Source organism: Rheinheimera soli, from assembly GCF_021290985.1.
Taxonomy (GTDB): domain Bacteria; phylum Pseudomonadota; class Gammaproteobacteria; order Enterobacterales; family Alteromonadaceae; genus Pararheinheimera; species Pararheinheimera soli.
Genome location: NZ_JAJOYU010000040.1, coordinates 26,016 through 38,905, shown reverse-complemented (window position 1 = coordinate 38,905; position 12,890 = coordinate 26,016). Strand labels below are relative to the sequence as shown.

Here is a 12,890-nt window from a genome sequence, read left to right as displayed (position 1 = left end):
TGCAAAGCAGCAACATAAATTCCAGACACCACGCCTGTTATTTCAAACTGATGGACGAACGGGTTGTAGTGGCCGCGGCTTGTCCCAGCCCTTCTGTGAACACCGCGGTATCATTAGACGGGCGGGGATAGGATAAACCCCACCCCTACGATCTTTTTCGGGAAATCAGCAACAGGCATTAATACAATCGCGCCCTTCTGCTTTAGCACGATATAAAGCTGTATCAGCTGCACATAACATCGCAAAGGGGGTGCGGAACTGGCCGTTGATTTCAGTGGCAATGCCCTGACTGACGCTGACAGATACATCTTCTGGCAAACCTTGCTCGCAGAAACTTAACTGACGCACATAATGCTGCACTCTTAAGGCTACAGCTTTGGCCATAGCTTCGTCATGGTAAGGCAGAATAAGCGCAAACTCTTCACCACCATAACGCGCAGCTAAACCCTGACCACGGGGAACAGCCAATGAAATGGCTGCGGCAATACGGCGTAGGCACTCATCACCCTGAATATGGCCATATTGATCATTAAACTGCTTGAAATAATCTACGTCAACAATCAGCACACTGACAGGGTTTTGTTTCCGACTACATTCTTCCCAGTACTGCTGCAACATCTCTTCAAAATGACGGCGATTGGCCAAAGCCGTTAATGGGTCAGTAGAAGCCAGCGTATGCAATTTGTAACACTCGGCTTTGTATGAGGATAAATCACGTATCACTATCACCAGCAATGGATCATCTGAAGGTAAATAAGACACAGACAGCTCAATATCTTTGACATCACCATTGGCACAAATAATGGCCATTTCTGCCGGGCTATGTTGCTGCGACAACAAACCACGACGGCCCATATCGACCAGGTTGTGGTAATGCTGTTGATAACGTTTGACTAAAAAGTCCGGCCAGCAATGCCCACGTAATGCCCCTTGGGTATGACCTAAAAACTGTGCCGCTTTGCTGTTAATACAAACAATCTTGCCACAGGAGTTCACCACTAAAACAGCTTCAGACAAATACTCAATCAGTGCAGGTAAAGACTCAAGGTGAGGCACCGCATAACCACCAGCACCAGAAAAATCGATCCGGCTTACATCCTTGTGGTTATAAAGCGAAGGGTTCAACTCAGCTGGGCTGCCATTCGCTTCACCTACTGCTGCAGAGGTTAAATATAATCTTTTAGGTTGTGCTGAACTTGTCATAGGTCTGTGCTCCATAAGCCCTTGTACCGACGCATTACTGCGTTTACTGAGCATGACTTTAGAACTTATGGAAAAAACAAACCTTCCGACAACCTTCCGAATTAAATCATTGAATTTAAATAAAATTATTCATATCTAAAAACTAAAAAAGCCCCACATGGGGCTTCAAGTACACAACTATGATATCTACTCTAGAAGATGAAAGCTGGCACACTACCGATAACAAATCTTTCGCATATTACTATTTAGGCGGAATCTCACCTTTATTTATAACCTGTGGATCTGGACTCAATAACAACAGACGGTTGGTTGAATTAGTGAAAATTAACTGGAACTTTGTGGTGCCTGACACACTATCTTCATCTACAAGCACCAGCTCCTGACCGTCAGCAGACACCTGCACTGCATCGATAATATTGTCATAAGGCGTCAGAAAGCCAGCGCCCATAAAAGCATAACCAACGGAATTGACCAGCCGATAAGTAATATCTTCGCCACAAGTCACAACCACATTACCAGAGCAAACTTCGCCATCCTGCAAATAAGTAATTTTAGGTTCCTGATTGGCATCTAATGTAATCATCACTTCAATGATAGGGCCCTGAATTAAAGTTGTTGTGTTCATAAAATGTCCTTGTTTTGAGATTAACTAACAAAAATTAAAAAGTAGAAAGCACAATAGCTGATTTGAGCAACAACTGTCGTAAATCTGGGTCCTGATCCAGTTCATTTAGACAACTTAAAGCCATAGCGTATGGTTGAATATATTGAGGTTTTTTATCTTTTTCCTGCAAAGGCCCCAATAAATTTTTAGCTCTTGCGCAGGATTGCTGACTTTGTTCATGTTGTAGTTGCCTCTTAAAATGCGTAGCCTGCAGCAATTCCAATTCAGCTAAAAAAACAGTTAAACTCAAGTCATCGGGCTCTGTGGCAAACAATTCGTGATAATAAATTAGAGCCTCCGAAGTCAACTCCATACTTTTTTGAGATTGTCCTATTGCGTCGTAGTACCGGGCAGACTGAACCAGCCAAATCCCATATATTTTTGAATAGTGTCGTTCGCTGGCAAATTCGTGTTTCTTCTTCTCAAGTTCTTGTTTTAATGTCTCAGGACTAAAATTTATGCGTGGGTCATTCAGTGTAGCGTTCAACCTAACCAACCATAACTTGTGAATAAAAAAATCGCCTTGCCATACTTTATTCTCAGGATCTTGCTTCATAGCTTGTTCCAGCAAAACATACGCCTGATACACCTGGTCAAAAGCCTGCTTGTTTAGTCCCTGATACTGATAAATGACTGCTAAATTAGAATAACTCCTTAAAACTCTATCAAGCAAATAGGCATCTGTTTTAGCATCCTTATTCATTCTTTCAAATTCAGCCTGAATTTGTTGGTGCACAGCTATAGCTTTATGAACATCCCCTTTAGCTAAAGCAGCACTTGCCAACCAGGAACGGGTATCTGCTATATCGGCAATTAAGGTGGTATTACTTGGGTCTTTGGTTTTTGCTAATAATTTAAGATTTAAAGATTCATAAAAGAAAGCAGTGGCTTGATCAAACTGCTGCAATTTCATCGCCAATGAGCCTAAAGAATTAGTAGCATAAGATAACTCCATTAATGCATCTGCACTGTCTGGCGCTATTTTGTACATCGCCTCGCTATAGCCGTAATAAAGCTCAAATTCTGGTTTAACGGCCAGCCAGTTTTTGGCATCGTACTGAATTTGCCCTAACCAAAAGGCATTGGCACCTAGGGTTTTTAAAAGCTCTAAATTATTCGGCTGTTGAGCAAATACTGGTGCAAGCTTTTCTCTGGCAGCTAATAAAGCCGTTTGGGCTTCATCAATTTTGTCACGCGAGTAAGCCACCTCACCTATAGCTTCCAGCGTTTGGCCATGCTGTAAACGGGCCTGGGTGCTTAGGTATTGATCTTTTTCCGCATCAGAAAAGTCGCTGAAATACTCCAGCGCTTTATTGCTAATACCGTCGAGTAAATCCATCCGGCCTATGCTGCGCAATTTGTCGGCAAAATCGCCAACCATAAAACCTAATAAACTTTCGGCTGCTAAACGTTTTTGCTGCGCCAGTTTTTCCGCTTCAAAACTTCTAACGCTCATAAGCACTGCGGTAAAAGTCAGCACACAGAGTAAGGCAAAGGTTAAACGCCTGCTGGTGCGTACTAATTTGGATCTTTTGCCTGAGGCCTGAATAAAGTCTTTTTCGTTGGCATCTAAAGTAAAAAAGCCATTTTGCGCCAACTGCTGAGCTTCCGCTAAAGGTTTTCCGTCGGCCAATAAATAAGCGCTGTGTTTATCTTCAGCCAGCCAGCGTTTGGTTAAATGCTGCAAGCGGCTTTTTACACTTAAACTTTGATGATGTTCTGCTATCCAGGCTGTGGCTCTTGGCCAGCGCCTTAATAAAGCTTCGTGCGCTATGCTAAAACAAGGCACAGCATTTTGCAGGTGGGAGACAAATAAACGATGTTCCACCATGGCTTGCACCAAAAAGCGCTCAGCATCATTTTGTAAGTGTTGCCAGAGTGCGGTGCGGCTGGTGATGGACTGTTCGTCTTCACGTAAAGTCACCAGTAAAGATAACACCCTGGGTAAACTGTCTTTTTCTGCTGTACTTAACATGGCTATGGCCTGCTCGGCATTTTTACCTATAGCGCCTTCAATTCCCCCTAAGTTTTTATACACAGAAAACAGCAGTTGATTGCTTTCGCTGCGCTGTAAATACAATTCCTGCAAAGTGTATTGCAACATAGGTAAAGCGTCGGGGTTGCTGGCCGCTTCACTGCACAACAGCTCATCCAGCGGTAGTGCAGTATTTGGATCTAAATCCCAGCTTAAATTGGCGGCAATGGCGGGTAAGCGGATCATTTGTAAAAGTTCAGCTCTGCCGGGCGGTGCTAAGTCAAAATGAGCACCGCGGGCTTTGCCTGCCATCAAACTGGGGTAAGTAACTAGTAAAGGATAAAATTCGTTACGACAGGCACTTAATACCACTACAGAACCTGAAGTTGCCAGTTGTTCCATCCGGTCGATAAACAGCAGCCGTTCGTCTTCACTAAACAGCGGCGAGGACAACAGCACTTCAAGCCGGTCAATAAAAATGGCGAATCGGCATTTGCTTTCGTTTTGGTTTTGTAGCGCTGTTTTACAGCTTTGCAGCACCCAGTCCATTTGATGTTGTAATTTCTCTGCCAATTGTTCGGCACTGCAGCCGTCAAATACAGGCTGGTCTGCAAGGTCCCAGTCGAGCAAAGCACTGGCCAGCTGTATCAGCAATTGGCCTGGGGTCAGGTCAGCTAAATCCAGACTGCTGTACGACTCTACCTTCACGCCGTTATAGCCACTGTTTTGCATCAAATTAGGCATTACACCAGCATTGATTAACGAGGATTTACCGCTGCCGCTTGGGCCTAAAACTAAACAAAAAGCTCTGCCGTAGTGCACTTGCTGCGCTATACGTTCAAGTAAGGTGTCAATTTGGCTGCCACGACCAAAAAATACTTTGGCATAACGGGCATCGTAAGCTTGCAAGCCAGGAAAAGGAGAACCACCCTGCCAGCTTTGTGGTGTGGCGCTTTCTTCCTGCCCCAGCGGAAAAGTCACCTGAGCCAGAGTGCGGTAACCGCGTTTGCGGATGGTTTCAATATAAGAAGGAGAGGTAGCGCTGTCGCCGAGGGCCTTACGAATTTGCGTGATAATTTTATGCAGTGGGTTATCGCCCACTTCGGCCTGAGGCCAGCAGGCGCTGACAATCTCGTCACTGCTGTGTACTTCTCCGGCGTTCTGACACAACAACACCAGCACATCCATAGCTTTAGGTTCAAGCTGGATCAGCTGTTTGCCAAGCCTTAACGTATTGGCACTGGGATCAACCTGCCACTCACCAAAAAAGAAAGTACCAATCATAACCGCAGCCGTAAGTTAACTATATGTTTAATATATAGTATTAGGCATATTATGAAAGCACTGATTTGTTACAGGCAGCAGAGTTCCCAGAACGGGCGACCATAAAGGTCGCCCCTACAGAATGGAATATCGCAAATCCGTAAGGTCGGGGTTTATCCCCGCCCGTCTTGAATTTCAGGCAATAAAAAAGGCACCCAAGGTGCCTTTTTTGACTGATGCCTGAAATTACTTGGCGCCCAGTACTGCGAAACGTTTTTTGAAGCGGTCAACACGGCCGCCTACGTCTAACACTTTCTGCTTACCAGTATAGAATGGGTGGCAAGCTGAGCAAACGTCCAAGTGGATGTCTTTGCACAGTGTAGAGTGAGTTTTGAAAGCATTACCGCAAGTACAAGTTGCAGTGATCTCTTTGTATTCCGGGTGGATACTTGGTTTCATGGGTTACCTCGTTAGGCCGTATCGCTATCTGATCAACTTTTGTCAGACACCATACGCAATTTCAGTTAAATTAGGGCGCGTAGTTTAATTGCTAAGGCTCAAAGTTTCAACAAATTGGCCAATTTATTTTTAATGGCTTTGTCTATGCTGGGCCATTACACTAATTGATTGATAAAACAGGTGGATTTTGGCTGTGATGGTTATACGGGTAGCGTTGCCCATTCCTCTTCGGGTGCATTTTGATTACCTTTGTGACGAACAGGTAAGCCCAGGTTGTCGTGTTTTAGTGCCTTTTGGCAAACGCGAACTGATAGGTATTGTCTGGCAACTGAACCCCACCGACAGCTACGACGCAGCTCAATTGAAAGCTGTGACCCAAGTATTGGATCAAACTCCGGTATTGGCAGCTCCTATTCGCCAGTTATTAAGTTTTGCCGCCGATTACTATCATCATCCTTTAGGTGATGTGCTGACCAGTGCCCTGCCCGCTTTATTACGCGATGGTATAAATGCCGATCCGGTCAAAGGCCATCGCTATAGTCTGACCGAAGCAGGCCAGCATTTAACCGAACAGCAGTTTAAAGCAGCGAAAAAACGTCTGGCTTTATGGCAACAGCTGCAACAGCCTCAAACTGAAACCCAGTTGCTGGAGCATTTTCAGCGCAAAGAGCTGCAGTACTTTGTTGAACAAAGCTGGGCTCAAGTTACGCCACTCTTATACGGCCCTTATCAGACCGCTGATGAACAACAAAAATCTTTGCCACTGAATCCGGCGCAGGCTTTGGCAGTTACTGCTGTACAACAAGCTTTAGGCAGTTTTAGCTGTTTTTTACTCGAAGGGGTGACAGGCTCGGGCAAAACCGAAGTCTATCTACAGGCGATAAGCCCTGTTGTACAACAAGGTGGTCAGGTGTTGGTGTTGGTGCCGGAAATTGGTTTAACACCACAAACCTTAGCCCGATTTGAACAACGTTTTGGCGTGCCTGTTGGGGTCTGGCATTCCAATATGACAGACCTGGAGCGTTTTACCGTCTGGCAACGCTGCCAGACTGGTGATTTAGCTATAGTGATTGGCACCCGTTCAGCTTTGTTTTTACCTTTCCTTAAGCTTGATTTACTGATTATCGATGAAGAACACGACAACTCCTTCAAGCAGCAGGATGGTTTTCGGTATCACGCCCGCGATTTAGCCATTAAACGCGCATCAATTCAGGGCTGCCCTATTTTATTAGGCTCAGCGACGCCGAGCTTAGAGAGCCTGGCCAATGTGCAACAAGGCCGTTTTGCTCATCTGGAATTACCTGACCGTGCCGCTGGCCAGTTGATGCCGACAGTTGAGCTGGTGGATTTAAAACAACAGCAAATGATGCATGGCATGGCAGGTTTAACCCGCCAGCGTATTGAACAACATTTAAAACTCGGCCAGCAAGTACTGCTGTTTTTAAATCGCCGTGGTTTTGCGCCAGCTCTTATTTGTCATGAATGTGGCTGGATGACCGAATGCCACAGATGCAGTGCTTTTACAACTTTTCATAAACAAAGCCGCCAGTTGGTGTGCCACCATTGTGGGGCGACCAAAGGGGTGCCGCATCAATGTGGTGGTTGTGGCAGCACTCAATTAGCGCCTGTAGGTCAGGGTACTGAACAGCTGGAAGAACAGCTGCAACAGCTTTTCCCAACTCATACAGTGACCCGACTGGACAGAGACAGCATCAGGCGCAAAGGCAGTTTGCAGAAGGCTTTGGATCAGATATTACAAGGTGAGCCCCAGCTTATTTTAGGCACCCAGATGCTGGCTAAAGGCCATCATTTCCCGAATGTTGGCTTAGTAGTGATTATTGATGTCGACTCTGCTTTATACAGCAACGACTTCAGAGCGCCGGAACAGTTAGCACAGCTATTAACTCAAGTCTCAGGCCGTGCCGGACGTGGCTCACAGCCAGGCAAAGTTTTGCTGCAAACCCATTATCCGGGTCATGCGCTGCTACAGGATGTGATCCAAAATGGTTACGCCTCTTTTGCCCGCAGCGCATTAAAAGAGCGGCAACAAACCTTTTTACCGCCTTTTATGTTCCTGGCCTTGTTTAGAGTGGAAGCGCATCAGTTGGAACTCTGCAAAGAATGGCTGCAAAAAGTGGCGGACCATTATAAAGAATGGCCACAAGTGCAGCTGTTGGGGCCATTGGCTTGCCCTATGGAACGCAAGGCTGGTAAATACCGTTGGCAAATTCAGCTTTTTGCTAAAGACAGGAAACAATTACACCAAAGTCTGGATTCAGTATTAGCAGAAATCAGCCGCTGGTCGTTAAGCCGCAAGGTAAAGTGGCAGCTGGATGTAGACCCACAAGACCTGAATTAAACATTTCTTTTTAACAAAACTGCAGTAGAATGCGGACATCAGGCCAGTTGTCCTTAGTTGTGAAGATGCCACAAAAAGATTATGTCAAAGCAGGTCGGGCCGCACCCAGACCAAGAAAAAACACCAAAACTGTGAAACCTTTCCCTTGGCCTTTAGTGATAACGGTCGGCGTTTTAGTTATTGGTTTTGCATGGTTTTTATATCATTTATCGCAAAAAACACCGGTCGCAGACCCTGTCACTCCGGTGATCACCAGCAAAAAAGATGATTTGCCCCCTAAGCCTGCTAAAGAGCCTTACCAGTACATTGAAGAGCTGGAAAACAAAGAAATTCAGGTGACTGTAGAAGAGCTGGAAGCCAAAGGGCCGTTTTTGATGTTTTGTGGTACTTACCGCGTGATGGAAACGGCTCAGCAAATGAAAGCCAAAGTTGCTTTTGCCGGTTATCCATCGGAAGTTCGACGTATTGAAGGCAAAAACGGTGTATTTTTTCGGGTTACTCTGGGGCCTTATACCAGCAAACGTCAGGCTGAAAGCGATAAAAGCCGTTTACTGCGACAACGAGTCGCGGATTGCCGTATAGCCACACTTTGATATTCCTTTTAGCCCTTTCTACTCAAAGCAACAGCTTTCAGCAGAAAGGGCATTGAAAATCTGAATCCCCACCCTTATCTCCTTGGTAACCTGTTCTCCTCAGCCAAAAAGGGCTTCTGATGACCACTATTGTTTCTGTACGCCGCAACGGCCATGTTGCCATTGCAGGTGACGGCCAGGTCTCGCTTGGTAATACCGTCATGAAGGGCAATGCCCGCAAAGTTCGCCGTTTATATCATGGCAAGGTGCTGGCAGGATTTGCCGGCGGCACAGCCGACGCTTTTACTTTATTTGAACGTTTTGAAGCCAAACTCGAAATGCATCAGGGCCATTTAATGCGCGCTGCTGTTGAGCTGGCAAAAGATTGGCGCACCGACCGCATGCTGCGCAAACTCGAAGCCTTGTTAGCTGTAGCTGATGCCAATTGTTCACTGATCATCACAGGTAATGGTGATGTGATCCAACCAGAACACGATTTGATTGCCATCGGCAGCGGCGGACCTTTTGCCCAGGCAGCCGCCACTGCGCTTTTGGCGAATACCGAATTAAGTGCCCGTGAAATTGCTGAAAAAAGTTTAACCATAGCTGGTGATATTTGTGTGTATACCAACCATCACCAGACCATTGAAGAATTGTAAGGGTAGATTTGATGTCTGATATGACCCCAAGAGAAATAGTCCACGAACTGGATCGCCATATTATTGGTCAGGCCAATGCCAAACGAGCAGTAGCTATAGCGCTGCGTAACAGATGGCGTCGTATGCAGCTCGACCCGGCTTTACGGCAGGAAATCACGCCAAAAAACATTCTGATGATAGGCCCGACCGGTGTGGGTAAAACAGAAATTGCCCGTCGTCTGGCCAAACTGGCCAACGCGCCTTTTATTAAAGTAGAAGCCACCAAGTTCACTGAAGTAGGCTATGTAGGTAAAGAAGTGGAAAGCATTATCCGCGACTTAACCGACAGCGCAGTGAAGATGTTCCGTGAGCAGGAAGTGGCGAAAAACAAATTCCGCGCTGAAGAAGCAGCGGAAGAACGTATTCTCGACGCTTTATTGCCGCCAGCCCGTGATGCCTGGGGCAAAGCTGAAACCAGTGAATCAGACAGCGGCACCCGCCAGACCTTCCGCAAAAAGTTACGTGAAGGCCAGTTGGATGACAAAGAAATTGAAATCGATTTAGCCGCCCCTGTGATGGGAGTGGAGATTATGGCACCGCCTGGCATGGAAGAAATGACATCCCAGCTGCAGTCAATGTTTCAGAACTTAGGTTCTGACAAGAAAAAAAGCCGTAAGCTGAAAATCAAAGACGCCTTTAAACAGCTGGTAGAAGAAGAAGCAGCCCGTCTGGTCAATCCGGAAGAGCTGAAGCTGAAAGCTTTAGATGCTGTAGAGCAAACCGGTATCGTCTTTATTGATGAAATCGACAAAATTTGTAAACGTGGCGAAACCAGTGGCCCTGATGTGTCGCGTGAAGGGGTGCAACGGGATTTGCTGCCATTAATCGAGGGCTGCACTGTCACCACTAAACACGGCATGGTGAAAACTGACCATATTCTGTTTATTGCCAGCGGCGCCTTTCAGATGGCAAAACCATCGGATTTAGTGCCTGAGTTACAAGGCCGTTTACCGATACGAGTCGAGCTGGATGCCTTATCAGCCAATGATTTTGAGCGTATTCTGACTGAGCCTAAAGCCTCGCTGACCGAACAAAGTGTAGCCATGCTGGCGACCGAAGGTGTGCACATCAGTTTTGCCGAAGATGGCATTAAGCGTATTGCCAATGCGGCATGGCAGGTGAATGAGCGTACTGAAAACATCGGTGCCCGTCGCTTATACACTGTGATGGAAAAATTGCTGGAAGAGATTTCCTTTGATGCAGCCGATCACAGTGGTCAGCAAATTTTAATCGATGCCACTTATGTCGATTCGCACCTGGACGCTTTAGTGCAGGACGAAGATTTAAGCCGTTTTATTTTATAACCTGATAGTTGACCCAAGGCGGATCCGATGACAGCACAGACTTCAGCTTCTTTTGCAGTTGCAAAAACCTCGCAGGTGTCTGTGCTGCATTATCATCGCTTCAGTAAAGTTTTGGACGTTAAGTTTTCAGATGAACAGCTCTTTAGTTTTAGCGCTGAATTTTTACGGGTGTTTTCGCCTTCGGCTGAAGTACGTGGCCATGGCAAACCCCAACTGGTCAGCCATAAAAAAGATGTAGCCATCAGCCAGATTGTGCCTGTAGGCCAATATGCGGTGAAACTGGTATTTGATGATGGTCATCAGACAGGTTTGTATAGCTGGGCTTATCTGGCAAAACTGGCGGCTGAGCAGGGCGAACTTTGGGCTGATTATCTGCAGCGTTTAAAGCAAGCCAACAGCAACCGCGATAGTCAGCTGATGATCAAACAAGTCTATTGATCATCAGCTGTATTCAGTACTCCAGCCTTAAATTTAAGCTTTAAACTTATCCACAGTGTGATGCAACATGCTGGCCTGACTGGCCACCTCTTCGCTGATCTGAGCGTTGTGTTTAGAGATATTTAACGAGTCTTCCGAAATATCCCGAATACGTACCACGTTTTTATTCACGTCAGCAGCAACCAAACTTTGTTCTTCCACTGCTGTGGCTATTTGGGTGGTCATATCCATAATCAAAGCCACATCGCTGGTGATTTGCCTTAACAATTCGATGGTTGAACCCGCCTGACTGGCACTTTCTTTGCCCTGTGTCTGACAATTTTGCATCACAGCCACAATGTTTTTGGTGCGTTGCTGCAACCCTGAAATGATTTTTTCAATCTGCCCTGTCGACTCCTGAGTACGCTGCGCCAGACTACGAACTTCGTCTGCAACTACCGCAAAACCCCGGCCTTGTTCGCCTGCCCGCGCCGCTTCGATAGCCGCATTCAGCGCCAATAAATTGGTTTGTTCAGCAATACCGCGGATCACATCTAATACAGAGCCAATAGTAGCGCTGTCTTTTTCCAGTTCAGTCAAAACAACGGATGCTTGCTGCAGCTCTTCAGACAACAGGTTGATACGCTTGACGGTATGTTCTACTTCTTTCAAGCCTGACATGGCGTTAGCATTAGTATCCTGAGCTTTAGTTGCGGTGTTTTCAGTGTTTACTGCAATTTCATCTACTGTTGCGCCCATTTCGGTGACTGCAGTGGCGACCATATCGCTTTCCATCTGCTGCTGCGCCATACCTTTGCTGGTTTCTGCAGTGGATTTAGCCAGTTCATGTGTTGCGACATCCAACATCTCCAGCGCCTGATTTACATTGCGCACCAGCTCCTGCACATCAGACAACATATGATTAAAATCCTTGGCCAAAGTGGTCATTTCATCCCGGCCATCTTCGTCAACCCGTATACGGAAGTCATTGTCTTTGCGCACTAAACCTATAGTGGCGCACACTTTTTGTATAGGCTGCAGAATGCTGTTACTGGTCATCAGTACCAAAGCGACAACCAGAATTAAGACCAATACAAACAAGCTGATGGCCAGGGTTTCACTGGAAGCACTGACTTGCCGTACTGCAGCTTCAGTTTCTTTTGACATAGACTCGAGGCTGTCTTCGGTCTGATGAATAGCAGCACGCATTTGTCCCATCAGCCCCTGATCAGGAGCCAATCCAATTTTTTGTTCCCCTTCCACTAAACGCGCAAAAGCCACACCGTAAGCATCAGCCAGTTGCTGCAATTGCATCACCAAAGTCGGATCTGAAATATTTTGCTGAATTTGGCCACGAAACTCTGATAGCCCTTGGTTAAAAGCTGTTAAGTACTTCAGATCTTTACGCAGCATAAAGTCTTTTTCGTCACGGCGTAGTTGCAGTAATTGGGCTGTTAATTGCCAGTCACTGATGTCTTTAAAGGCCTGACCTAAAGCATGAGCTTTTGAGCGAAACTCGCCATACAAACCAGATTGTGGATCTAAACCCACCTCAACCGAAAGTTGCACCAGTTGATTAAACAGCTGTTGATAGGTTTGAGTAAAGTCACTAAAGGATTTCAGAGCTGTGGTATCAATGCTTTGCTGCGCCAGGCCCTCCGTTAACATTTTGACTTTATTATTGAGTTCAGCAGAGGAGTTATTAAATTTTTGCTGATATTCGATATCAGAGCGCAGTAAAAAGTCTTTTTCGTCACGACGCAATTGCAGCACTGCAGGTTTCAGGCTTTCAACCTCCAGCCTCAATTCCGATAACACATTCAGTTGGCTGCTTTGGAACAGCAACAGCCCCAACATAACTAACATAGATACAGCTACTGTGACTGCATTCAGCAACAAACGCTGACGTATTGAAAACTGGCGTAAAAAGGCCATTTGAGCTACTCCAAAATGCAACGGCAAGGTTATTTAATCGA

The 12,890-nt window shown here is 46.0% G+C and carries 10 protein-coding genes; 5 read left to right on the top strand and 5 right to left on the bottom strand.

The genetic code is table 11. The features are described from left to right. Positions 1 to 165: 165 nt before the first annotated feature. From LSG37_RS19260 to rpmE, 4 genes are all read right to left on the bottom strand, one after another. Entirely contained in the window at positions 166 to 1,203 is a 1,038-nt protein-coding gene (locus LSG37_RS19260) for a sensor domain-containing diguanylate cyclase (protein ID WP_233081556.1), read from the bottom strand. 241 nt (positions 1,204 to 1,444) lie between these two features. Continuing rightward, entirely contained in the window at positions 1,445 to 1,828 is a 384-nt protein-coding gene (locus LSG37_RS19255; protein ID WP_233081555.1) for a DP-EP family protein, read from the bottom strand. Between the two features lie 34 nt (positions 1,829 to 1,862). After that, a complete protein-coding gene (locus LSG37_RS19250; RefSeq protein WP_233081553.1) occupies positions 1,863 to 5,126 on the bottom strand; it encodes an nSTAND1 domain-containing NTPase in 3,264 nt (1,087 codons plus the stop codon). Positions 5,127 to 5,351: 225 nt separating this feature from the next. Further along, a complete protein-coding gene (gene rpmE, locus LSG37_RS19245) occupies positions 5,352 to 5,564 on the bottom strand; it encodes a 50S ribosomal protein L31 (protein ID WP_008899179.1) in 213 nt (70 codons plus the stop codon). A gap of 196 nt (positions 5,565 to 5,760) precedes the next feature. On the opposite strand from rpmE, the gene priA reads away from it, so the two are divergent. The 5 genes from priA to LSG37_RS19220 all read left to right on the top strand — a co-directional run bounded on the left by priA (position 5,761) and on the right by LSG37_RS19220 (position 10,935). Then, on the top strand, positions 5,761 to 7,923 hold the full coding sequence (priA, locus tag LSG37_RS19240; RefSeq protein ID WP_233081551.1) for a primosomal protein N': 2,163 nt from the start codon (positions 5,761 to 5,763) through the stop codon (positions 7,921 to 7,923). Positions 7,924 to 7,952: 29 nt separating this feature from the next. After that, positions 7,953 to 8,516 carry an SPOR domain-containing protein gene (locus tag LSG37_RS19235; protein WP_233081549.1) on the top strand — a complete coding sequence of 188 codons (564 nt, stop codon included), beginning with the start codon at positions 7,953 to 7,955 and terminating at the stop codon, positions 8,514 to 8,516. Positions 8,517 to 8,635: 119 nt separating this feature from the next. Further along, positions 8,636 to 9,154, top strand: a complete 519-nt coding sequence (hslV, locus tag LSG37_RS19230; RefSeq protein ID WP_046520987.1) for an ATP-dependent protease subunit HslV — start codon at positions 8,636 to 8,638, stop codon at positions 9,152 to 9,154. 11 nt (positions 9,155 to 9,165) lie between these two features. Continuing rightward, complete coding sequence (gene hslU / locus LSG37_RS19225; RefSeq protein WP_233081547.1) at positions 9,166 to 10,497, top strand: ATP-dependent protease ATPase subunit HslU; 1,332 nt, start codon at positions 9,166 to 9,168, stop codon at positions 10,495 to 10,497. Positions 10,498 to 10,524: 27 nt separating this feature from the next. After that, entirely contained in the window at positions 10,525 to 10,935 is a 411-nt protein-coding gene (locus LSG37_RS19220; protein ID WP_233081545.1) for a gamma-butyrobetaine hydroxylase family protein, read from the top strand. A gap of 33 nt (positions 10,936 to 10,968) precedes the next feature. On the opposite strand, the gene LSG37_RS19215 is transcribed toward LSG37_RS19220, so the two are convergent. Further along, positions 10,969 to 12,849 (bottom strand): methyl-accepting chemotaxis protein, encoded by a 1,881-nt coding sequence (locus tag LSG37_RS19215; RefSeq protein ID WP_233081544.1) that lies wholly within the window; start codon positions 12,847 to 12,849, stop codon positions 10,969 to 10,971. Between the last annotated feature and the right edge of the window lie 41 nt (positions 12,850 to 12,890).

Excerpts from the sequence above, each read along its gene's own strand:
- LSG37_RS19255 (WP_233081555.1), bottom strand. The coding sequence starts at position 1,828 with ATGAACACAACAACTTTAATTCAGGGCCCTATCATTGAAGTGATGATT.
- LSG37_RS19250 (WP_233081553.1), bottom strand. The coding sequence starts at position 5,126 with ATGATTGGTACTTTCTTTTTTGGTGAGTGGCAGGTTGATCCCAGTGCC.
- LSG37_RS19260 (WP_233081556.1), bottom strand. The coding sequence starts at position 1,203 with ATGACAAGTTCAGCACAACCTAAAAGATTATATTTAACCTCTGCAGCA.
- LSG37_RS19220 (WP_233081545.1), top strand. The coding sequence starts at position 10,525 with ATGACAGCACAGACTTCAGCTTCTTTTGCAGTTGCAAAAACCTCGCAG.
- hslU (WP_233081547.1), top strand. The coding sequence starts at position 9,166 with ATGTCTGATATGACCCCAAGAGAAATAGTCCACGAACTGGATCGCCAT.
- rpmE (WP_008899179.1), bottom strand. The coding sequence starts at position 5,564 with ATGAAACCAAGTATCCACCCGGAATACAAAGAGATCACTGCAACTTGT.
- hslV (WP_046520987.1), top strand. The coding sequence starts at position 8,636 with ATGACCACTATTGTTTCTGTACGCCGCAACGGCCATGTTGCCATTGCA.
- LSG37_RS19235 (WP_233081549.1), top strand. The coding sequence starts at position 7,953 with ATGCGGACATCAGGCCAGTTGTCCTTAGTTGTGAAGATGCCACAAAAA.
- LSG37_RS19215 (WP_233081544.1), bottom strand. The coding sequence starts at position 12,849 with ATGGCCTTTTTACGCCAGTTTTCAATACGTCAGCGTTTGTTGCTGAAT.
- priA (WP_233081551.1), top strand. The coding sequence starts at position 5,761 with ATGGTTATACGGGTAGCGTTGCCCATTCCTCTTCGGGTGCATTTTGAT.